This window comes from Pseudoalteromonas sp. J010 (genome assembly GCF_003934235.1).
GTDB lineage: Bacteria > Pseudomonadota > Gammaproteobacteria > Enterobacterales > Alteromonadaceae > Pseudoalteromonas > Pseudoalteromonas peptidolytica.
In genome coordinates, this window is sequence record NZ_RDBW01000024.1 from 42952 (window position 1) to 67063 (window position 24112).

Genomic DNA, 24112 nt, shown 5'->3' on the forward strand with positions numbered 1-24112 from the left:
GATGGTGCAGCTATCACAACAGAAATTACCGCTGGCCTTTTTACATGGTGAAGCGGTAATTGAAAAACCAGAAGATTTATATATTCCACCTGAAGCTTTGGAGGTTATCTTAGAAACCTTTGAAGGGCCGCTAGATCTGCTCCTCTACCTCATCAAAAGACATAAGCTTGATATTTTAGAGTTACCTATTTTTAGTATTACCCAACAGTATGTCCAGTATGTTGAGATGATGAAAGACATGCAGCTTGAACTTGCCGGTGAGTACTTAGTGATGGCAGCGTTACTCGCGCAAATAAAATCAAGAATGCTATTGCCAAAACATGAAGAGTTAGAAGAGGAAGAAGATCCCAGAGCTGAGCTAGTTAGGCGCTTACAAGAATACGAACAATTTAAACAAGCTGCTGAAAACTTGGATGAAATTCCCCGTGTTGAACGTGACATTTTTGTCGCTCATGCGTTGATAGATAACAGTGCTGAGACTGAATCTGAGTTTCCTGATATCGAGCTTAGAGAATTACTTTTAGCACTCAGTGAAGTAATGGCCAGAGCGAAGACCTTTGAGCATCACCAGATACAAGCTGAAGCACTATCAACTCGAGAACGTATGAGTTTTATTTTACAGCTACTACGAGAGCAAAATAAACCTGTTGAGTTTGTGCGATTTTTTACCTTGGACGAGGGACGCAGCGGCGTAGTTGTGACTTTTATTGCAATGTTGGAGCTCATCAAAGAGCAGCTGATTGACTATATTCAGTCACACAGTGCAACTTCAATTTACCTGCATTTAAAAGGCTAGGGGATGCCCTCTACCTCTGTTATAATCTGCTTTTTGTCTTCAAGCATAGAGTATGAAAAGACGCGTTAGCGATGAACAATTGGTTGAATTGGTTGAAGCTGCCATTTTTGTTTCAGACAAGCCATTGTCTAAAAAGCGGCTAAAAGAAACTGTGCTGGAAGATATCGGCGTATCATCACTGCGTATCGATAAAGCACTAGAAACATTGATAAGTCATTATCAAACTCGGGGTGTCCGGCTGGTTGAAGTCGGTACTGGCTATCGCTTTCAAGCTTGTCCGAGCTTGAGTCCTTGGTTGAGTAAACTTTGGCAGGAAAAAGCACCGAAATACTCACGTGCTACACTTGAAACCTTAGCCTTGATTGCTTACCGACAACCGATCACTCGCGGAGAGATAGAGCAAGTTCGCGGTGTAACTGTGAGCTCTACTATTATCAAAAGCTTGATTGATCGCGAGTGGATAAAAATAGTTGGCCATAAAGAAGTACCCGGTAAGCCCGCGCTGTATGCGACGACGAAACAATTTTTAGACTATTTTTCATTGTCAGCTTTAGGAGAATTACCTCGATTGCCTGAACAGCATAATGAAAAAATAGAACAGTTATTAAACGATCCTTCTGTGAGAGAACCATCTGAATGAGTGAAAAACTACAAAAAGTATTGGCAAGAGCTGGCGTTGGCTCAAGACGCGAAATGGAAAAGTATATTGAGTCTAACCGCGTAAGTGTAGATGGAAAAGTTGCCAAGCTAGGAGACCGAGTAGAAGAAACATCGGTGATCCGTGTAGATGGACATGTTGTAAAAATTGAACAACAAGAAGAGCGCATCTGTCGCGTACTTATGTACCATAAACCTGAAGGAGAGCTGTGTACTCGGCGCGATCCGCAGGGGCGTCGTACAGTATTTGATAGATTGCCAAAATTAGATGGCGACCGTTGGATTGCTATCGGTCGATTAGATATAAATACTTCAGGCCTTTTGCTATTCACTAACGACGGTGAATTGGCTAACCGCTTAATGCATCCCAAATATGAGGTAGAGCGTGAATATTCTGCCCGTGTTTTTGGTGAAGTAACCAATCAAACGCTGCGAACACTGACCACTGGCGTTGAGCTCGATGACGGGCCAGCTAAGTTTCTGAAGATTAAACCGCTTGGTGGTGAAGGACTGAACAAGTGGTTTAACGTTACCCTTACTGAAGGTCGTAACCGTGAAGTGAGACGCTTATGGCAATCTCAAGAGGTTGAAGTCTCTCGACTGATCCGTATTCGTTACGGAAAGCTTGAGTTAAACAAACGTCTACCGCAGGGGGGCTGGGAGGAGCTGAAATTAGAAGATGTAAATTATCTTCGCAAGTCAGTAAGCCTACGCCCTGAGACCCAAACCAAATTGTCGGTAATGCCTGAAAAGCGCAAAGATAAGCGGGCAAAAATTAATAAAATTAGAAAAGCAGTGAAAAAGCATAACCAACGGGTAAAAACTCCCAGAAGAAAATAGCTTTATACTGATACGACGCCAGCACAAATTGCTGGCGTTTTTATTTACGCTTTTTGAGGGTAAAGCAATGGAAGGAGAACTCAAAGGCAGTTGCCTGTACACGCAATAAAAAGGCTGCGATTGGGAGTAGCAGCCTTGTAGTCGTTAACCTTTATTTTATGCCAATTTGAAGGAGTAAATCTGACGCTAACAGCGTTAAAAATTTCTTATTTAGAACAACTAAATAGCAAAATTTTAGCCTTGTTATCGGCAAGATTTTCTCACCTCAAATAGACCACTTAATTAAGAAAATTGGTATAAGTTTAATATGTTTGTGCGTCTAGTGATTGCCCATTGACATCTATAGAATCATCAGACATTAAATATAAATAAGTAGGCATCAAGTCTTCAGGTGTCTTTAGTTTATCTTTATCTTCACCTGGAAATGCTGATGCACGCATGCTGGTATTCGTCGCACCTGGATTAATACAATTAATACGTATATTGGTTTTGCCAACTTCTTCAGCCCAAGTTTGCATCATACCTTCTGTTGCAAATTTAGAGATGGCATAGGCTCCCCAAAACTCACGACCTTTGCGCCCTACACCAGAAGAGGTGAATACAATAGAGGCATGTGGCGCTTTGCGCATGACTGGGAACAAAGATTTGGTGATAACCGCTTGAGCTGTTACGTTTACTTTCATAATGTTTTCGAAAGTTGAAACGCAAAAATGCTCCATCGGTCCTAAAGACCCAAGAATTGACGCGTTATTGAGCAATCCATCCAATTTACCAAACTGCTGCTCAATGGTCGCTGCTAAGTCGCGAAAATGCTGCTTGGTTGCACCGCGCAAATCCATAGGTACAATAGCAGGCTGTGGATAACCTGCGTTAACAATTTCATCATAGACAGCTTCTAGCTTACTGGTGGTTTTGCCTAATAATATGACGGTTGCACCATATTTTGCATAGTTAATCGCTGCAACTCGGCCGATGCCATCGCCAGCACCAGTTACTAATATCGTTTTGTTTGCAAGTGCGTTTTCAGGAGCTTGATAAGTCTGCATTCTGGACCCCAAATAAGATGTTTATGTCATTTTATCATAATGCGCTAGCAAGTAAGCGAATTTATTGTAAATATGGCTGGCGAAATAACAAAGTTTGAGTTAAGTTTAACTGGTCTAATGTCTTATTAAAAATGCAATTACATAGAATTAACGAGAATTATCACAATAATAATAAGATTATGTCGGAGCCTATAAAATGAAAAAAATGCTACTCTCACTCGCAGTATCAGCAGCACTTGCTGGCTGTGGAGGCGGTGAAACGTTAGAAGACGTTAAAAATGATACCGCGCCCGTTTCTCCAACCATCTCAGTAAAATTTGACCCGTCTGGTGGTGTTATCTCAGTCCCTAACGATATATTGTTGTCAGGTACCCAAGATGGCACGTTAAACTTACCAGGTGAAATGCTTGGAAAAGTTGATGGTGACGGCAACCCTGTGGTGACTCGTGCGCACTATGCAGATCCTGGTATTGTACTTGGAGCGCAAGACGGCTGGTCAACGCAAATGCCGTTTGCCATTGACATGACAACGCCAAATGGCCTTAAAGTTGATGCACAAAGCGTGCAGACCCCAGGTTCAATCCGTATTTTTGAAGTGAAAATGGGTGGCCCATTAGCCCAAGATCCAAAGTGCTCGGCACTACCCTCAGGAATTGCATGCGAAGTGGTGGCTGAGCTTGAGTTTGGTCCACAGGGCGATTTTGTAACGATGGCAAATAGTGCTGGTAACGGTGTTGTTATCGTTCCTGTCAAACCATTCAAGCCACAAACTACGTACATCACAGTTTTGACGACGGGATTAAAAGATTCATCAGGTCAGAGCGTTGATGCCTCTTCAACATACTCGTTGCTACGCCAAGGCTCACCTTTAGTCACCGACACTCAGAAGTCACTACAAGCGGTGATCCAGAGTTATGAAAAAGCGGTAACTGATGCGGGTGTGACTAGTACAGAAATTATTTACACCGCAGCGATGACCACACAATCTGTTGGTGCTGGTTTAGCTGCAACCAAAGCTTTACTTGCACAATCGCTCGCAAAGAATGCGCCACCGGTTGTTGCGGTTCCGGCTCAGGCACCCATGACGGTCGCTGATGCACTAGAAGGTAAAGTGCCAGCAGCAGTATTACCGGCTTTTGAACAAATCAAATTAATGCGTGGTGTTATTCAATTACCACAATACTTAGCGAAACCTCAGACAGGCGATATAGAAGCATTAGCAGATACCTACTGGCAGGCGTTGTGTGACAGCCCCGTTACTTTAGGTGGATATGTTGCACAAGGTGGCCAGTTACCACCTGTAGCGCAAGGAGACGACCAAATTTGTGCAAGTTTCCCAGTACCTGAAGGGGTTCCCCAGTTTAGAAGTATCGGCGTAGATAAACAACGATTTATTACTAGATACAACCCAATACCAAAGCAACAATGGCTGGCGAATGTGCCGGTTCAAATTACATCACCTTCCGGCGAGGCCCCTAATGGTGGATGGCCAGTTGTTATTTTGCAGCACGGTATCACCAGTAAAAAAGAAGATATGCTTGGCTTGACGCTATCACTAACGCAAGCTGGCTTTGCGACGGTCGCAATTGACCACCCAATGCATGGCGAACGTGGTATTGATATTGACGGTGATGGTAACGATGAATTCAATGCCTCGACCGGCAGCGTACTTTCTTACATGAATCTGACATCGTTATTAGTAGCAAGAGATAACTTGAAGCAATCGGCTGCCGATTTGATGGGCTTACGTGTTGGTCTTAACTTTATTAACGTAGCATCGGGCGGTCAAGTTAACTTCAATACTCAGCAAGTCAGTTATTTAGGTCACTCTCTTGGTTCTATTGTAGGCCCAAGTTTCCTTGCACAAACTAACGCGCCACTTGATGTAAATGTGGATCACCTATTTAAAGTGGATACGGCAGTACTTGCTAGTGGTGGTTCAGGTATTGCAAACTTCTTGATTGAGTCAAAATCATTTGGCCCATTTGTGCAAGGTTCGGTATTGAGCTCTGCTGGTAATTTGGCGTCACAAGCATTCAATGGCTATTTACAAGAAGGGGCTGCTGCTGATTGCGGCGCATTTGCTGCGGTACCAAGTGAGTTTATGTCATGTGCGTACGCTACCTTCAGAGGTGGCCTAGAAGCTGCAGAGGATACGGCAACGCTTGCATTGATTGACGCAACCGTAACGCAATTTGGCTTTGCTGCGCAGACTGTGCTAGATAGTGCAGATCCACTAAACTACGCGTCATCAGTTAAGGCGTTACAGACTCCAGTTTATATGAGTGTCGTAACAGGTGGTGTAAATGGTAATGCAGCGGACTTGGTTATCCCTCCGACAACAGAACGTAGCTTCTTATCTGGTAGTTTACCACTTGCAAGTTTCATGGGACTAAGCTCAGTTAATGAAACGCAAGTCACTCCTGGAAGTTACGTGGTTAAGTTTTCTCAAGGGCACCATAGCTCGATTTTGACCACTGGTTTTGCTGAAAAAGCAGGTGGAACTGCGGCTGGCCATGCTGCCGCATCGGTTGAAATGCAAACTCAAGTTGCCAGTTTCTTAAAGTCTAAAGGCTCAGCACTTCAGGTATCTAATCCAGACGTTGTTGCAAACTAAAGCGTTTTTCGAGACTATAACAGGCCGCAGATAGCGGCCTTTTTTGTGTCCATTTGACCGCGAACGCAATGGATAACTTTTTTAGCTAAACGAGGAGAGTAATTTGGCATTTTTGTTTGAATATGGGTTATTTTTGGCCAAAGCAGTGACTATTATATTTGCTATCGCAGTGGTTATTATGTTGGTTGTAGGTGCCAGCCATAAACCGAAACCAAAGAAAGGTGAAATTGAAGTCACTGATTTGAGTGAGAGCTTGGCAAAATCTAAAGAACAGTTTTTAGAACAAACCTTAGACAAAAAAGCACTGAAGGCACGCAATAAAGCGCAGTCGAAAGAACAAAAAAACCAAGATAAGCTTAAAGAAACAGTCAAAAATGTATTTTATATCGAATTCAACGGCAGTATGGACGCACATGAGGTATCAGGCTTACGGGAGGAGATAAATGCTATTCTCACAATCGCTGATAAAGCCACAGATCAAGTTATTGTCTCTGTTGAAAGTGGCGGTGGTGTGGTTCATGGTTATGGTTTAGGTGCATCGCAGCTAACTCGTATTAAACAAGCAGGGATCCCACTGACGGTATGTGTTGATAAAGTGGCGGCTAGCGGCGGATATATGATGGCTTGTGTTGCAGATAAGATTATCGCAGCCCCGTTCGCGATTATTGGCTCTATTGGCGTAATAGCACAGATCCCCAACTTCAATCGTTTGTTGAAAAAGAATAACGTAGATTTTGAGATGGTCACTGCCGGTGAATATAAGCGCACATTAACCTTGTTTGGTGAGAACACCGATAAGGGACGCGAAAAGTTTAAAGAAGAAATCGAGCAGACGCATGGTTTATTTAAACACTTTGTCGCTGAACATCGCGCTGATCTCGAGATCGAAAAAGTAGCAACGGGTGAACATTGGTTTGGTACGCAGGCGCTCGCACTTAAACTCGTTGATGAAATCTCTACCAGTGATGATTTACTTATGTCATTAAACGAAAATCATCAGCTTTATAAAGTGAGTTATAGAGTGAAAAGGGGCGTTGCGGAGAAGTTTGGTCTGCAACTGGGCAATGCTTTGGAGCGTGTAGCCATCAAAACACTGTCTAAACTCAACCTCTCTAAGTATTCTGCATAGTACTCATTAATACATTGATAGGTGATAACTTGTTATCACCTATCAATGCTTGCAAAGATAGACACTGGCACAGCAGCCTCCTTTAACAAACTCAATGTGGCACTGCCAATTAAGCTGCTGACATAGTTGTTCCACTAACTTCAAGCCAAGACCATATCCTAGAGTGTCAATCTGCGGTGCTAGATTGTCTATGGATTCGGTGTTTTTTATCGTGATCAGATCCTGGTGTTGGTGTATTTCGATAGTGCCACAAAACGTATGCTGCATCGCATTTCTAATGAGGTTACCAATCACGATTTTAGCAGCTGCACTGGGAAGCCAAACCTGATAGCGGGATAAATCAAACGACATTTGAATATCACGCTCTGCAATTAAATAACTTAATGCTTTGACTTGTGATTGAATAAGCTGATCGAGGTAGATGGGTTGGCAGTCCAACTTAGGTTTGCTGGCTTTACTGAGCCACAATAAGGTTTCGCTTAAGGTTGCCATTTCGTGGCTGGCGACATCAATACGTTTAATGGCTTTAGCGCATTTTATGGGAAGTGATGGAGAGACTTTGTCTATCAATTCCACGCTACTGCGAATAATTGCAATTGGCGTGCGTAATTCATGGCTGGCGTAGCGAACAAAGTCTTGCTCACGCTTTAAACTGGTATTAACGTCGACCAAACTTTGTTGAATGAGATGAGCGAGATTACTGAGTTCTTTATATTTAAATTGCGGAGGTGGTTCCTCTAGGTTAGTTGCATCAAGTGTAGATGCCCACTTATGCAGCGCATTCACAGGCTTGGTGACGGTATGCATTAGCATCAGGACTATCGACCCAAATATCGCTATTGCGAGTAGTGCCACAGATATCGCGATAGCTTCTGGGCTTTTGTACCAAGGGGCTGGGATTGAGGTAAACTGTTCTGAAAATTGATGAGAGATAAAACCCGTTTGAGCACCTTGTCGAAACTTCATTAAAAATATGGCTGCATTTGGTCTATCCCAAATGTTTTCCCTAAATACTTTTTTATACAGTTGGTTATCTTCCATCTCTGTGGGAGAAAAAGCCTGTTGTACCTCAGGGGGGAGCCTTTGCCAGTGTTTGACTATCAAAAAGTTGTGCACTTTTAGCTGTTCGCCTTCTGAAACCGAGTAACTGCTTGCTAAGTTAAGCATAGTGCCACGCATCATGCCGTCTAACCCTTTAAAAAATTGCTGGGTCCAAAAATAGGAGAGCAAGGCAATGATTGAGGTTGCGAGTAAAAATAGGGCGATAAGTATATAGCGTCTGAGGCTGATCTCTATTTCTCGCATTTATTGTTCTCCCCACGGAAGTGCAATACAAAACCCTGCTTGCCATCTGATTTAATGGTGATGAGTGAGTTGTCTTTTAACTTTTTACGAATATGGTGAATATGTACTTTTAGCGAATTACTGTCGGGTTGTGCATCTCCCCAAATTTTCTCGAGTAAAGCTGTACGAACGATAGGATTAGGATAGGCTCTTATGAGAGCTTCAAGTATGGAGAATGCGGTAGGGGCGAGCCTAAGTGAATCATCATCAATGGTCACTATTTTGGTATCAAGATGTAGCGTCAGGTTGTACAGTTTCAATTGGCGAGCTTGGCCACTTTTTCTGGTTGATAGCGCTTGGACGCGAGCAACAAGTTCTGCCATTGCAAAAGGTTTGACAAGATAATCATCACTGCCAGCGGCAAACCCTGCAAGCTTATCCTCGAGTTGATCTTGCGCCGTAAGCATAATAATAGATGTGGTGACGCCAGCCTGTCTTAGCGTCTCACAGACTTTTAGCCCACTTAAGCGTGGTAAATTGATATCTAAAATCACCACGTCATACTCATTATGTTCTAGCAAGTTTAGTGCGAAGACGCCGTCACTGGCATGGTCGCATGTGATGTTTTCTAACTCTAAGTAATCAATGATATTACCAGCTAGCGCATGGTCATCTTCAACGAGAATAGTGCGGATCATCTACCTTTTCTCCCCTGAGGTATTTACCTGTTTTAGTATAGACTGCACTTATTTGTTGAGAAATCATCAACAAAACGGGCGTCATAAACAAGGTGATAAGCGTGGCAAATAAAATACCATACCCGAGTGATGTGGCTGCGGGGATCAAAAATTGAGCTTGCTGTGATGACTCTCCCAAAATAGGGTAGAGTCCTGCGAATGTTGTTAACGATGTTAGTAAAATTGCTCTAAGCCGCCCAGTCGCGGCATCAATAATAGCCTCTGTAGTTGGCTTACCTTCTTTTTGATGGCGGTTAAACTGGCTGACGAGTAACAAGCTATCATTAATAACCACACCGCTTAGCGCGAGGATCCCATTGAGTGATAAAATACTGACGGTCAGGTTGAGATACCAATGCCCTAAGATGGCACCAATAAACCCAAAAGGAATAATTGCCATGATGATCAGTGGTTGAAAGTAAGACTTCAGCGGGATCGCCAGTAAGGCATAAATAGCAAATAGTGCGAGCAAATAAGCACTTTTCATTGAAGCCGTGGTTTCAGCCTGGTGCTCAGCCTCTCCTGCAAAATGAATGGTTAAGTCATGATAACTTGATGTGAGCTTGGGGATAAGTGTTTCTTTCAGATCAGCAACCAATGCCACAGGAGTTAACTTTGACTTATCAACCGCAGCGGTAATCGTCACTGCTCGAACACTTCCAATGCGAGTTATGCTCTGCACCTGATCTGAATACTGAACTGTTGCAACTGCGCTTAATGGCACAACTTGACCATTAGGTAAGGAAACGTCAGAATTGAGTACATCGAACATATCACTTCTTTGTGATAGCGGCGCTCTGGCTCTAACTTTGACTTCATCGCTTCCTCTCATATATGACTGTATTACCTCGCCTCCGAAGGTTTGTAGCAACTGTCTTGACAGTGTGCTGGGTGTCATACCCAATGCTTTACCTTGTTCGGATAAAGTAAAGTTGAGTTGTGCTTCACCCGGAGCAAGAGAGTTATCAATTGCGGATACCCCATCTACATTTTGTAGGTATGACACGATAGCTTGTGCACTTTGTTGCATGGCCGTGTCGTTGTCTGTTTTGATCTCTACTTTAAAATTAGACACCATGGCCAACTCCGCGCGAATATTGATTTGCTTGGTCGCTTCGGGTAAGCCTGTGGTTTGGTGCCATACAGCCGCAAGCTCTTTCAAGGTGTAATACGGGTTTTCTTTAACCGAAACATCTATTTGACCACTCAGGTCGCTATCAGCGCTGATTGCTACATGGTCAATGTAGCTGGTATTAAGTTGCTCAGCTGAGTGTAGTAATGATTGCTCAGCCGTAAATAACGAACGCTCAAGATGAGTTAAATTGCTGGCAGTTTGACCAAAGCTTGCGTCATTTCTTAGGGTGATAGACGCTGATATGGTATCTGCAGGTAAACTTGGAAAAAATCCAACACGAACATAACCGTTAGAAAGTAGGCTGACTGCCAATATTAACATGGAGATAAACGCAATAAGTGCAGCATATTTATGTTTTAATACAACAAGTAAACTAGGTTTGTAGTACCTGTAATTTAACTGAGTAAGCAGTTTATCAGCAACGCCTTGCACCTTACTCCACTTTACCATAATAGGTGAGCGGTTGACTTGACGGGTATTTAGGTGTGCTAAATGCGCTGGCAAAATCAGTTTAGATTCAACCACGGAAAGTAACAAGCAAATCGTCACTATGGTACCAAATTGGGCATAAAGGACACCTAACCCTCCCGATACATTGGCCAGCGCAGCAAACGCTGCTACCGTTGTTAGTACCCCAAACAAGGTGGGTATTGTAACTATACTTACCCCCGTGATGGTGTTGCTGACAGTATCTCCAAGTTGTTTTTTTGTACTATAGACGCTCTCGCCAACCACAACAGCATCATCCACCACAATCCCGAGCGCCATGATAAAACCAAATGTAGTCATTTCATTGAGCGTTAAGCCTGCGTAGGGTTCGGTCATAAAGTAGAGTGTGCCACATAAAATAAAAGGCAGACCCGCGGCAACCCAAAAGGCGACCCGAAGATTTAAAAAAATCGCAAGTACTATGAATACCAATGCAATCCCACTCATCGCATTGGTTGACAGTAAAGCTAAGCGCTCTTGAATTAATTCGCTTTTGTCGTACCAAGTCGTTAATTGTATGGTATCGGGCAAACTAGACTGAAATTGCGCTGCTACTTGCTGAGTTTGTGCAACAATTTGTTCCATATCGCTATACTCATCCATAACCAGCTTGATAGTGTATGCGTTGTGGCCATCGAAGCGCGATAGAAAATATTGCTCATCGTTATAGGTGTCGGTGATCGTGGCGATGTCGGCGAGGGTAACATAGCTATTTACTTGATTGCTTTTTACAACAAGCTGGGCGAAGTCTTGAGCCGTCATTGCTTGTGTGTTGGCGCGCAGGCTAATCACCTTCTCTGGGTTTCTTAGACTTTTGGTTACCGATACGCCTGAAGCTTCATTTATTTGCCGTGCGACCTCTGTAAAGGTTAATTGATACGCTTTTAATGCGGCTTCATCAATTTCGATAGCGATTAAAGGCTCGCGATGATCGGGCCTAACCACCTTCCCAATAGCAGCTTTCGCGAGGAGTGCATTGGCGACTTTATCACCGTAAAATTGTAAAGTTTGATGCGATACATCGCCGAATAATTGTACGCGGATCACTTGCTCTTCGCGCAAGGCTGCCTTCACTAATGGCTTTTCGGCGTCTGTGGGAAGGTTATGAATGGCATCGACTTGCGCTTTTACATCTTGCAGTAGCTGATTAAGGTTATGCTTCGCCGTTTTCTCTATCATCACGCGAGTCCCCTGGGCGTCAGAGGTTGAGGTGATCCGCTTAATTCCCGTAACAGACTGTAGGGCGCTTTCTATTACTAGCGCAATCCCTTGCTCTGCCTGCTGTGCACTACCGCTGGCGTAATGCACCGATACTTCAACCGTATCAGGCGCTTGATTTGGGAACGCTTCTTTACGCAACGAGCTTGCGCTGTTTATTCCCATCACTATTACAATAGCCATCAATAAGTTAGCTGCCACAGGGTTTTTAGTAAACCAACTGATCAATGAATACTGTTTAAACATTATCTGTTCCTGAATTAATTACGGTTACAACCATTCCCTCACGATAGTGACTCAGTGGCTTAGTGACCAATTGCAAAGTGGCGTTTGTTGTGAATGGTTGCAGATAACTCATGCCTTCATGTTGAGTGATTAACTGAGGTTGATGAGCTCGAAGTGTATTTTCTTGTACAAACCAAATGAGGCCGTCTGAGGTGACAGCACTGGTGGGAATTTGCCACACATCGAAAAGTGTCTGACCTGCAATTTCTGCGCTGACAAAGCTGCCAAATGATAATTGCGGTGTCTGTTCAAGCGGAGTATCTATGGCGATATAAACAGCACGTTTCTGTGTTTCTTGTTCAATGTGATGAGCCACTCGGGTAACTTTCGCTGACCAGCTGGTATCCCCCGTAACGCTAGTAAGCTTAGCATGCCAAGGAAGTGGCGCCAGAGAGGGCAGCAGCTGCCATTGTAGCTCGGATAAGAGAATTTCAATTTCTGCTTGGCTGGTACCATACAGGGTCGCCACCTCGCTACCAAGCTGTAGGTAGCTTCCCACTGAAACTGATTTTGCAACGATTAATGCGTTAAACGGCGCGGTTATACTGGTGCTTGCAAGTTGATAGTTCGCTGCGTTTAGCTCTGCCTTAGCATGGGTTAACTGAGTTTCTAGTAATGATTTTTTCGGTGCTCGCAAAGGGTTTTGAGTGCTTTTTCCCGCAGGGTTGGACGGATAACGACTAGTTACGGAGAGTTCAAGCGCTTCTTCCGCCAGCGATAGTTGAATTTCCTTGATCGCAACTTGAGCCGAAGTGATTTTGGCTTTGAGCGCAGTGTCATCGACTTTTAATAATTGCTCTTTTGCGGTAACAAGGTTACCAGTCTTAAATTGTGGATTCATCGCGGTGATCCGACCGGATACTTCAGCACGTAGAGCGAGCTGTTGAGGAGAACTTACTTCGCCATAACCACGCACGGTGAGTTGATATGTAGATGGTGATATTAGCTGCGTACTTACTTGCACAGGAGCCGGTGCAGCCACCTCTGATGATTCAGGTGCAGAGGGAGTCGCTGTTGGAATAGCCGTATAGATTGAGGTGGCGAGTAAGATGAAGGCTGAGATTAAAACAAAAGATTTATTAACGTTAACGTGCATACATACACCCTATTTGTACAGCAGGAGTGGCGATAAAGGGCTTATCATAGAAGAAGGAGGGTTAAACAAGGGTTAAGGTGAATTTGATGCAGTTGTCGCGTTGTTGTTTGGGAATATCATGCTCACGGTTAGCATTAAGAGTTGTAAAATGATTCATGATATTCATCTGAAATACGCAACATAAAAGACCAGATAGTCTATTAGAGTATGCTATCTGGCCCCATAAGCTGGAAGTTAGTTCCCCTGAACGGCGGATAAGAGGTTAGTTAACATCTGCTTGCAAAGTAACACCCTGGTTGTCACCATCGCCCGATGCTAAGATGTAATACCACCCAGGACGCGACAGGTGTAGTTTTAAATACTCTGTATTCTCGGTTGATTGAGCAGAAAATTGATAGTCGCTCCGGCTCGGCCAATGATGTCCAACGAATATATCCACATTACCAACACCATGACCAGTTTTTAGCGTTAATGTGGCATTTGGCTGCGTTACTTTAATGTAAAAGTAGCTGTCATTTGCGGCCAAACAAATTGGTTTACCACTGTGTACCTCTGCAAAAGACTGCTCTTGTTGAGTAATGCATGAATTTGGCAAGGCCATATCACTTGGTTTATTCGGTTTTCGGGGATCCGAAATCCCCACGGCAATGGAGACCTTGTCAAACTTGTTTTTGCCTATCGCACTCACATAATGGCGACCTTTGTTCAAGGTGAGTGCCAGCTTTTGCTCTGTGCCTACCCCTGCTGACTGAGCTAAGGCAGTATCTGGCATCGCCCAGCTAGTAGGATGATAATATAGTGTTAGGTTTCCGGAACCGTCACGCGTACTCATAAATACATTGGTATTATCTTCTTTGATATCGAAATAAAGATACGCGGTACTGCCAGAGATACATTCACCCTGGTTTGGTTGTAGCTCGGAACCAGAGCTAAGCGGTGTAGTTTGGCTACACTTTTTCGGCAGGTATAGTGGCACTTGTTGATAATTAACAGGCTGTAATCGCAGTCCATCTGGATCTATGTCGTCACGACTTGGGATCCAAGGAGCCAAGCAGCTAGCATCTTTTACACAGGGATCGGTTAATGCTCTCATAAAGTTCACTAGGTCTTCTTTGGCTTGCGCCGATAAATGGAGCTTCTGTAGTACGGGTGCGCCGTCTTCAATTTCATCATCAATTATCTTAGCGGCTAAATCGGTGTTGTAACGTGCATCGGGAAACAGATCTTTGCAGCGTTTAACCGATTTAAATTGCGGCTGTTGGCACCAGAGTTGGCTGTCAATGTAATCATCAAGTATTTGGTGGTAGTCATCATAATGCTCAATGACTTGCATCAATGTATCGTAACTACCTGCATGTCCGTATGGGCCCGTGACTTCAATATTTAATAAAGTACCAGAGCGGAAACTATAGAGGTCATCATTGTTGTTGTTTCGTTGAGTTCGGCCTAAATCGTTACTTGGCTCATCTAAGGTGCCAGTGCCTGGACCTATCTGTGGAAATGCGAGGCGATGATAATTAGATCCTTTGGTCTGGGTAAAGCTATCTGTATTATGACAACCGATACATTGCGTTGGCAAGTAATCAGGTTCCGTTCCCCCGTCAGAGGGAGGGGGAGGCATAAATAAGTATAGATAAGCCCCTCGTTTTTGAGATTCAGATATCGCATCTTTATCACCTTTTACATAGGCATTCCACGGGTTGTTTACAAAGTTCATTGAGCGCTGGTATGCAGCCAGAGCACGAGTGATATTCGCAAAGGTGACGACTTCTTTAGCTGGTTTGTCACCATATACCGAAGCAAATAGTGGATACCAACGGTTTTGAATAAGCTCACCTTGTGCACTGTCATAGTCGCCAATTCTAGCAGCCAAGTGAGCCCGAACAGCTTGATTACTATAGCCTTGCATAAAATCAACCCCCCGCATTTCAGACTCAGTTACCACGGGGAATCTTGCTTGAGCAGCGACAAGAGTTTCTCCAGCATTCGGATCCGCTTCACCGTAGGGGACATCGGGCGTACTGATCCCTTTCTCCGGTTTTAACCAATCTAAAAACTCCACCCGCGCATCGCGAAATAGACCTCGTTGATAAAGTGCCGAATTAAAAATGCTGGGTGAATTACGCGGTACATAATATGCCCCTGTGGTTGTTTTTCTGCCCGGCCCCATGACATCCTCATCAACGGCCAACGTGCCAACTGGTAAAGCCAAGCCGTCACCTCCACCTAAATAGGGATGATGGCAGCTTGCGCAGGCAACATCTTGGTTACCACTGAGCGCTTTGGAGAAAAAGAGTAGTTTTCCCAATTGCGCTTCAGGTGAACGAATATCAGGAATAACAATATCTTTTGTTGGCTCACCTGTTAATCCATGTTGTTGTATTAGCTGCCGCAGGGCGTCGTCGAGATTATCTGGTATTGGGATAGCCTGAATACAACAACTGACTAAGGCACAGAGTGTTAAGGCAATATGCCCGTAAAGTTGTTTCATAATAGAGCTCCTTATAAGTGAAATAGTTCATAAGGCACTCTATGTTTCTTCTGGTTAATAAAAGGTTAAATATATTATGTGGCTCTTATTGTAACCACTAAACTTAAACCCTTTCGCCGTCATCAATAGCATTTTTAGGTGTTGTATCGAGCTTTATCAGGCGCTCCATAACTACGCAAGCCGTCAGATCTCCTGTGACATTGAGCACGGTTCTACACATATCTAAGATCCTATCTACTCCCAAGATAAGGGCAATACCAGCTGCAGGGATCCCAAAGCTGGTTAATACTGAAGCCAAAATTACAATACCGACCCCAGGGGTACTCGGGGAGCCAATGGATGCACCTACAGTGGTGAGTATCAGTAACAAAATTTGACTGTCGGAGAGTGTTATACCAAAAACTTGAGTCAAAAATAGTGCTGCGATCACTTGATAGAGCGCAGTACCGTCCATGTTGATCGTCGCGCCTAAAGGGATAATAAACTGAACAATCGGTTTTTTAACAGATAACGACTGCTCAGCTGTACGCATTGAAAGCGGCATTACTGCGGCTGAACTGGACGTTGAAAAGGCTAATAATTGCGCACCTTTAATTGCTGATAAAAAGCGCCAAGGGCTAATCTTTCCAGCGCTACTGGCTAAAAACAGGTAGACAAACATAAGTAATAGCAAACCCAGCAGCACAGTCGCAACATAAGCAGAAACACCCAACAGGGCATCGATACCAATCCGAATAGTAATATCACAAAGTAACCCAAAAACCGCAAACGGAGCTAGCAGCATAGCCCAATTAACAATCTGTAGAGACAGCGTTTGTGCTGTTGTGGTGAGCTCCAGAAGCAGGGACTTTTGCTTTTGAGTAAGTGTGGTGATAGCAATACCGATAAAAATGGCATACATCACAATAGCAAACATATCTTTATCGAGAGTGGATTGAGTAATATTTGATGGAATAATTGCCACCATGCGCTCAGGAATGCTTTTTAACTCAACTGTAGCTGTAACGGTCGTGGTATGTTGGCTATTGAGGTTATCAAGTAGCTGACTATCCACATATTTCCCCGGCTCAATGTAGGAAGCAACCACCAAACCAATGATGACAGCAATAAAGGTGGTCATGACGAAGTAGGGGAAGATCCTAAGTCCAACCTGCTTCAAAAACGCGGTGTCCTTGTTACCCGCAATGCCAAGAATGATGGATGAAAGCACCAGTGGGATCACAACCATCTGGATCAAGGCTAAAAATAGGTTGCCAGGTAGTGCAACCCATTGTGCTATTTGTAGTGATAGCTCAGCACTAACCAGTCCTACTCCTTTAGGGGAAAGTAAAATACCCACGGTAATACCCAGTACCAAAGCCACAACAATTTGCAGCCATAGCATTTTCTTTTGTAAAAAATAACTAATGGAGTAGGTCGTTTTCATTCCTTTTCCTTGAAACTGAGATAGTTGTACAGACAATGTTTATTTATAAATAGCATATCAGGATAGGTGTGAAGATATGTTGATTGGTATCAAGTATAGAATGAGCGTAAAAAGCTGGTTGTGGTGAGGCGCGGCTAAACCAAATGAAGGGAGTGTCATCGCGGGTGAATATGTCACTAATTAGCCTTAATACTTGTTCAATTTGAAGGTGTAAGTCTGATGCTAACTGCGTTAAAAATTTCTTATTTAGAACAATTAAATAGCAACATTTTTGCCTGCCTACAGGACGTAGGTACCTAGGCGTTTACGGGACGCGGTAGCGGTGTTATCGACAAGGTTTTCTCGCTTCGAAATAGATCACTTAATTAAGATAATTGGTATTTTTTTAGAAGCGGCCTCGTACATATGGCAAAAGCCTGTACTAGACAGGCTTTTCACGACTAAAAGCGGCGTCGAAAACTAACCGAATAGTTCGTCTTCCAATGTTTTACCATTGACTAAGGATTTGTAATGCCAGCCTTGTGCTCTGCATAACTGTAAAACATCAATATCAACTTGTTGACCGCTACGGTATTCAATAAGTATTGCACCACTTGCATTAAGCGATACACTCTCAACGCCCTGTAACGTCTTTAATTGTTCAACATGGCCATGGGTCCCTGTTTCTTTTAGCTTGACGGTCAAGGTGGCAAGTTCAGCTTGAGCAATACGATCAACCGCAGTTAGCTTCCCTTGTTGCAGGTGAAGTACCTGATCGCACAAGTCATCTAGTTCGACTAAGTCATGAGAGCTTAAAATAAAGGTAGTGTCAGATTGCAGTGTTCTAACTAAATTTCTGATCTCACGCGCATTTACCGGATCAAGGCCAGCGGTTGCTTCATCTAGTAGCACCACTTCTGGGCGAGAAAGTAGCGTTTGTGCGATGCAAATGCGTTTGCGCATGCCGTGTGATAATTCATGAGGTTTTGAATGAAAGCAGTCTTTAAGGTCGACCAGCTCAAGCACTCGGTGGGTTTCGTTTTCAGCCGCTTTTTTGTCCAACCCTTGGAGTTGTCCGTATAGGCACAATTGATTGCTAACTGAAAACCTAGGGTCAAGTTGAGCATCTTGAGGAAGGGCGGCAAGACGACCAAATAACCCATCACTACCTGGTTTATGACCAAAAATACTAACACTCCCAGAATCCGCATTGAGATACCCGCAAAGTGTACTAAATAGCGTGGTTTTACCCGCACCATTGGGGCCTACTAGTGCGATTGGTGATCCTGCGTTGAGCGTAAACGAGACCTTATCTAGCGCACGTTTTCTGCCGTATGTTTTAACGAGATCTTTCACTTCAATTATCATGGTCATAATGCGCGCCTTCTTAATAGTTCACAGCTAATTGCAATGAGTACCACACTATGGATAAGGGGGGTTGCAAAGCGAGTCAGGTTAATATTTTGGGCTATTGTTTCAGCGCCTTGGTATCCCGGGAAAAGGTAAAACAGGTATTCTGCGTATGCGCTGTACTCTAAGGCAAAAGCCACAATAGTTGCGAGTGTGATGTAGGCCAAAATAGCATAGATCATGCTCATTTTACTTGAGTTTGCAAAATGATTTGATACGGACATTAAGGCGATAAATGGCGCAGTGATCAGGGTGAGCTCCAATACAATGAGTGTGGCACGATGTAAACCACTTAACCATAAAGTAGGATCTCGAAGTACCATCAGAAGCCATGCACCGACGGCAGATATGGTGATTAACAAGAGTGTATTAAATAATTGTCCGAAAAAACGTCCGATAACAATTTCAGCACGGGTAGTACGCAGTGTTAAAAATCTAAGCGTACCCCGAGTTCTATCTTCTACGGTTTGATCAGCGCTAGCAAAAATAACAAACATAGGAAATAAAAAGATGGACCAAACTAGGTAGAGTGCGAGCTCCATTTCAGGCCATAGAGCAATTTTCTGCATGCCGACGACACCTGAAAAGCTCTGGATCATATTTTTGAAGTTGGGGTCGCTTACAATGGATACCGCCTCAGCAATGGCATACCTCAGTATGGCATACCACACCAGCACAAAGGCGGCGATGGCTATCCAGCCACGCTTCGTTGCAAACAAGCGCTGCAACTCAAAGATGGCAATAAGGCCAATTCTTTTTATATTCATAATGATCCTTACAAGTGACAACACAAGTCCTCACTACCGAGCGGCAGGCTGACTTTGCCTTGAGCGTATATGATTGAAGTTAAAAAAGGAAGTTATAGAACTGTAACAAAATTAAACCAATAAAAAACGGGCACGATTGAGTGTGCCCGTTTCTAGCTTTTAATGATTAACAATTACCAGCCGCAATTACGGCCTTTATTTTGCTCATCTAGGTAGCTCTGTAATGGCGCAAAGTAGTCTAGTACTGCTGTGGCATCCATTTCATCCTTACCTGTTAGCGTTTTAAGTGCTTGCTGCCAAGGCTTGCTACTACCCATTTCGAGCATTGCATTTAAGCGCTCACCGGCAGCCTTTGAGTTGTATACTGAACAGCGATGGATCGCTTCTTCGCTACCTGCAATCTCACACAGAGATTTGTGGAATTGGAACTGCAGAATATGCGCTAAGAAGTAACGAGTGTAAGGTACATTACCTGGAACGTGATATTTTGCACCTGGATCAAAGTCAGCTTCACTACGTGAAACGGGAGCAGTGACCCCTTGATATTTCTCTCTTAAATTCCACCAAGCTTGGTTATATTCAGCAGGTGAAATCTCACCTGAGAAAACCTGCCAACGCCACTGGTCAACAAGTAGGCCAAATGGAATAAAGGCAACTTTATCCAGTGCCATCTTCATCAGTAGACCAATATCTTTTGATTCATCTGGTACCTTGTCTAATAAGCCGATTTGTTTTAAGTAACCCGGTGTTACCGATAGGGCAATAGTGTCACCAATTGCTTCATGGAAACCATCATTGGCACTTTCTTGGTAATAGACAGGCTGCTGGTTATATGCGCGCTGATAGAAGTTGTGACCTAGCTCGTGGTGGATCACCGAGAATTCTTCTCCAGTACGCTGAATACACATCTTGATACGTAAATCGTCTTTAGCATCTAAGTTCCAAGCTGAGGCGTGACATTGTACGTCACGATCTTTTGGCTTAGTAAACAACGAGCGTTCGTAGAAAGTTTCTGGTAACGGTGCAAAGCCCATAGAGGTGAAGAACTTCTCCGCACCTTTTACCATTTTGATTTCGTCATAATTATGCTGAGCAAGAAGGGCTGTCACGTCATAACCCGGATCTGCATTTTCTGGTGCCACTAAATCGTAAATATTACCCCAGCTTTGTGCCCACATATTACCCAGTAGGTGTGCAGGAATTGGTTTATCTTGAGGTACTTTGTCTTCGCCATATTTTTCACCTAGTTTGGCACGAACGTGACAATGAAGTGAGTCATAAAGAGGCTTTACTTGACCCCAAATGCGGTCTAGCTCTTTTGCAAAATCATCCGCTGGCATGTCGTATTTACTGCGCCACATGGCACCTGTGTCTGCATAGCCAAGCTCGTTTGCGCCCTCATTCGTGAGCACGACTTGCTTTTCATAGAGTGGACGCATTGGCTTTGAAACCTCACGCCAACCTTGCCATATATCAAGCAGCTCTTCGTAATTACGACTGTTAGCCATGGTTGCGGTCATGTCGCCTAAACTTAAGCAAGTGCCATCAGCTTTACAGTACTTCCCTTTACCGTACATGCCGTCTAATTCAGCGGTTAGCTTGGCAAGGGCCGCTGTTTTATCTGCATCTTTAGGAGCAGGTAATGTTAGGTTTAGTTTTAATTTATCTAATTTACGACGGGTATCTTCACTCAAGTTCATACCGTCGAACTGCGCAGCTTGGTTGGCAAGAGTCACCAACGCTGCGGTGTATTCTTCATTGACATCCGCTGAAAGAGAAGCGGTATCATGAGTGATAAAGTTGGCATAGATCCATGCTGCGCGGCTAGAGCGATTATTCAGATCTACAAGTTGCGCTGACGCTTTATCTAAAAATGCAATCGCATCAGCTTCTGTGAAAGTTTTATTAGTAGTATCAGTAGATTTACAAGCAGAGAGTGCAAAAGTACTGGCAACGATAAGCGCGCCAACACTGAGTTTAAATCTTGGTTTCATAGTGATTCACTTGTTGTTTTGATTAATACATAGACCGCTGTTTGAGAGGCGTTCTATGGGGTCTTTTGTTCTGCACCAGTTGAATTAACCTGCTCGCTATACTGAGGGTTAAAGCAATTGGTGTAAAACGGTGAAAATTCATTTTTCACTGTGGGCAGGATAATAGCAGGCCGTTTTTAAAACGACAATTTTACGATAAATAAATGGCGCGTACTTATGTGTGCGAGAGCAGCGAATAGGGATAAAAGTTGAGTTAGGCTAATAATTAACCATACTTATATATTCTACAGTATTAGTTCCGTGTTACAGGCTATCAAAGGGAGTGTATATGACGTTTATTTTACTGGTTATATTAGCCATTGTGGTGATTTTTTGCGTTCGTGATATTCGGGTAAAACTGATAAGCAAGCCACTATTTGATTACTTCAAGTCAGCGTTACCCGAATTATCTCAGACAGAACGAGAAGCAATGGAAGCGGGAAGTATTTGGTGGGACGGGGCGCTGTTTTCTGGAAAGCCTAATTGGCGTAAGTGGCTCAGCAATGATAAACCTAAACTCAGCGATGATGAGCAAGCTTTTATAGATAATGAATTAAACACATTACTCAACATGCTAGATGAAGAAGCAATTGCTCAAGCCAATGACTTGCCGAACGAGGTGTGGCAATACCTAAAAGAAAAAGGTTTCTTTGCTTTTATTATCCCAAAATCGTATGGCGGACTTGAGTTTAGCGCCCAAGCTAACTCGACGATTGTTGCGAAGATAGCAAGTCGTAGCTTATCAACGGCAGTCACTGTTATGGTTCCTAACAGTTTGGGACCGGCTGAGCTGCTACTTCACTATGGAACACCTTCGCAGCAAGACTATTGGTTGCCGAAACTCGCGTCGGGAGAGGTACTCCCTTGTTTTGCTCTTACTTCACCTGAAGCTGGCTCCGATGCTGGTAGTATCCAAGATTATGCAGTGGTGTGTGAGCGAGAGTTTGAGGGCGCAAAGCAGCTAGGTCTTGCTGTAAGCTGGCAAAAGCGCTACATCACGCTTGCACCGGTTGCAGATGTATTGGGGCTGGCATTTAAAGTATACGACCCTGAACAAAGATTGTCTGAACAAGTTGAACTTGGGATAACCTGCGCGCTTATACCAACAGTACATCCGGGAGTAAAAATTGGAGATCGACATAGCCCGCTGGGACAAGGTTTTATGAATGGTACCACCAGTGGTGAGGATGTATTCATTCCACTGTCATGGGTGATAGGCGAAGAGGCCGGAATTGGTAAAGGTTGGCGTATGCTTGTCTCTTGTTTGAGTGCCGGGCGGGGGATCTCATTACCTGCGTTAAGTGCAGGCACCGCGCACCTAAGTACGCGAACCAGCTCGGCCTATGCTAATGTCCGTCGTCAATTTGGTGTGCCAATAGCTGCATTTGAGGGGGTTCAGAGTGCTTTAGCAAGGGTTTATGGATATACATATCTTATCGAGGCGGTGAGACAAACAACAGCGTTGGCCATTGATTTAAAACAAAGCCCGTCTGTGGTCACTGCGATTGCGAAGTATCATTTGACCGAACATGCAAGAGTGGCATTAAACGATGCGATGGATATTCATGGTGGTAAAGCCATTCAAATGGGAAAAATGAACTATCTTGCTCGTAATTACATGGGAATGCCTATCTCTATTACCGTGGAAGGGGCAAATATTTTAACTCGTAGCCTAATGATATTTGGTCAAGGGGCAACGCGGTGTCATCCTTTCATATTAAAGGAAATGGAAATTGTGCAGCAAGAAGATCAAATTATTGCGCTCAAAGAGTTTGATGAGATCTTGTGTAAGCATTTACAACATACCTCGATTAATGGCGTAAAAGCGTTTTTCAATGGTTTTACGTTTGCGAGTTTTGAGCGTTCACCTGTAAGTGGAGATGTTGCACCTTACTATCGCCGTCTGACGTGGCTAAGCCAAGCACTGTCAGTATATAGTGATATTGCAATGCTAAAGCTGGGTGGCACACTCAAGCGTCGAGAAATGATTTCAGCTAAATTGGGCGATGTGTTGAGCTATCTGTATATGGCTTCTTGTGTATTGAAAAAGTATGAAGATGATGGCCGCCAACAAGGAGATTTACCTTTGGTTAAATTTGCAGTAGAGCACTGCCTATACGAAGCGAGCAATGCGATTTACGCATTTTGTGACAATTTTACCATTACACCTGTGAGCTTCTTATTCAAGCGCATTGCATTTCCTATTGGTAATTGGATTAAAGCACCGAGTGACACATTGGCAATTCAAGTTTGCGAACATGTATCAAAAAGCAATAGCACTCGTGAGCGGATCTCACATTTATGTCCAGTAGTCAAACATTCAGCGGTAGACACGGTTGAACATGCCTTTATGCTAGAAAAAGCGCATGCCCCTTTAATGGCAAAATATCGTAAGTGGTGTAAGCAAAATGCTGTTGATTTGAGGGGGAAATCCCTCGATGAGAAACTGAGCATGGCAACAACTGCTAAGGTGATAGACGACAAAGCGTCAGAAACTATTTTTTGTATTGAAACTTTGGTTGCACAGGCGGTGGCCGTAGATGCGAAGGGGACATCCTCATGATAGTTATACCAATTTGACTTAATACTTGCTCAACTTGAAGGAGTAAATCTGACGCTAACGGCGTTAAAAATTTCTTATTTAGAGCAACTAAATAGCAAAATTTTTGCCTTGTTA

The 24112-nt window shown here is 43.6% G+C and carries 16 protein-coding genes; 6 read left to right on the plus strand and 10 right to left on the minus strand.

The window, feature by feature from the left end; genetic code table 11:
- Position 1: 1 nt before the first annotated feature.
- Genes EAG18_RS13955 through rluB form a run of 3 tightly spaced genes read left to right on the plus strand, consistent with a single transcriptional unit; the run spans position 2 to position 2293 of the window.
- Entirely contained in the window at positions 2–796 is a 795-nt protein-coding gene (locus EAG18_RS13955) for a segregation/condensation protein A (RefSeq protein ID WP_125252989.1), read from the plus strand.
- Between the two features lie 52 nt (positions 797–848).
- Positions 849–1436 carry an SMC-Scp complex subunit ScpB gene (scpB, locus tag EAG18_RS13960; RefSeq protein ID WP_125252990.1) on the plus strand — a complete coding sequence of 196 codons (588 nt, stop codon included), beginning with the start codon at positions 849–851 and terminating at the stop codon, positions 1434–1436.
- Entirely contained in the window at positions 1433–2293 is an 861-nt protein-coding gene (gene rluB, locus EAG18_RS13965; protein ID WP_125252991.1) for a 23S rRNA pseudouridine(2605) synthase RluB, read from the plus strand. The genes scpB and rluB overlap by 4 nt, the downstream gene beginning before the upstream one ends.
- A gap of 302 nt (positions 2294–2595) precedes the next feature.
- Here the strand turns inward: rluB and EAG18_RS13970 are convergent, their stop codons facing one another.
- Positions 2596–3339 carry a YciK family oxidoreductase gene (locus EAG18_RS13970; RefSeq protein WP_125252992.1) on the minus strand — a complete coding sequence of 248 codons (744 nt, stop codon included), beginning with the start codon at positions 3337–3339 and terminating at the stop codon, positions 2596–2598.
- Between the two features lie 196 nt (positions 3340–3535).
- Between EAG18_RS13970 and EAG18_RS13975 the strand changes: the two genes are divergently transcribed.
- Positions 3536–5956 (plus strand): VolA/Pla-1 family phospholipase, encoded by a 2421-nt coding sequence (locus tag EAG18_RS13975; RefSeq protein WP_125252993.1) that lies wholly within the window; start codon positions 3536–3538, stop codon positions 5954–5956.
- Positions 5957–6059: 103 nt separating this feature from the next.
- Positions 6060–7085: a protease SohB gene (sohB, locus tag EAG18_RS13980; RefSeq protein ID WP_125252994.1), complete on the plus strand. Its 1026-nt coding sequence runs from the start codon at positions 6060–6062 to the stop codon at positions 7083–7085.
- A gap of 42 nt (positions 7086–7127) precedes the next feature.
- On the opposite strand, the gene EAG18_RS13985 is transcribed toward sohB, so the two are convergent.
- The 9 genes from EAG18_RS13985 to EAG18_RS14025 form a co-directional block, all read right to left on the minus strand.
- Positions 7128–8390 carry a HAMP domain-containing sensor histidine kinase gene (locus EAG18_RS13985; protein WP_125252995.1) on the minus strand — a complete coding sequence of 421 codons (1263 nt, stop codon included), beginning with the start codon at positions 8388–8390 and terminating at the stop codon, positions 7128–7130.
- On the minus strand, positions 8378–9067 hold the full coding sequence (locus tag EAG18_RS13990) for a response regulator transcription factor (protein ID WP_125252996.1): 690 nt from the start codon (positions 9065–9067) through the stop codon (positions 8378–8380). The genes EAG18_RS13985 and EAG18_RS13990 overlap by 13 nt, the downstream gene beginning before the upstream one ends.
- A complete protein-coding gene (locus EAG18_RS13995) occupies positions 9045–12194 on the minus strand; it encodes an efflux RND transporter permease subunit (RefSeq protein ID WP_125252997.1) in 3150 nt (1049 codons plus the stop codon). The genes EAG18_RS13990 and EAG18_RS13995 overlap by 23 nt, the downstream gene beginning before the upstream one ends.
- Positions 12187–13329 carry an efflux RND transporter periplasmic adaptor subunit gene (locus EAG18_RS14000; RefSeq protein WP_125252998.1) on the minus strand — a complete coding sequence of 381 codons (1143 nt, stop codon included), beginning with the start codon at positions 13327–13329 and terminating at the stop codon, positions 12187–12189. Before EAG18_RS14000 ends, EAG18_RS13995 begins: the two co-directional genes overlap by 8 nt.
- Positions 13330–13591: 262 nt before the next feature.
- A complete protein-coding gene (locus tag EAG18_RS14005; protein WP_125252999.1) occupies positions 13592–15820 on the minus strand; it encodes a cytochrome c peroxidase in 2229 nt (742 codons plus the stop codon).
- A gap of 103 nt (positions 15821–15923) precedes the next feature.
- Positions 15924–17246 carry a dicarboxylate/amino acid:cation symporter gene (locus tag EAG18_RS14010; protein ID WP_125253000.1) on the minus strand — a complete coding sequence of 441 codons (1323 nt, stop codon included), beginning with the start codon at positions 17244–17246 and terminating at the stop codon, positions 15924–15926.
- A gap of 459 nt (positions 17247–17705) precedes the next feature.
- On the minus strand, positions 17706–18599 hold the full coding sequence (locus EAG18_RS14015) for an ABC transporter ATP-binding protein (protein WP_125253001.1): 894 nt from the start codon (positions 18597–18599) through the stop codon (positions 17706–17708).
- Positions 18596–19402: an ABC transporter permease subunit gene (locus EAG18_RS14020; protein ID WP_125253002.1), complete on the minus strand. Its 807-nt coding sequence runs from the start codon at positions 19400–19402 to the stop codon at positions 18596–18598. The genes EAG18_RS14015 and EAG18_RS14020 overlap by 4 nt, the downstream gene beginning before the upstream one ends.
- 173 nt (positions 19403–19575) lie before the next feature.
- Positions 19576–21396 carry a M2 family metallopeptidase gene (locus EAG18_RS14025; protein ID WP_125253003.1) on the minus strand — a complete coding sequence of 607 codons (1821 nt, stop codon included), beginning with the start codon at positions 21394–21396 and terminating at the stop codon, positions 19576–19578.
- A gap of 328 nt (positions 21397–21724) precedes the next feature.
- On the opposite strand from EAG18_RS14025, the gene EAG18_RS14030 reads away from it, so the two are divergent.
- On the plus strand, positions 21725–23998 hold the full coding sequence (locus tag EAG18_RS14030; RefSeq protein ID WP_125253004.1) for an acyl-CoA dehydrogenase: 2274 nt from the start codon (positions 21725–21727) through the stop codon (positions 23996–23998).
- Positions 23999–24112 lie beyond the last annotated feature (114 nt).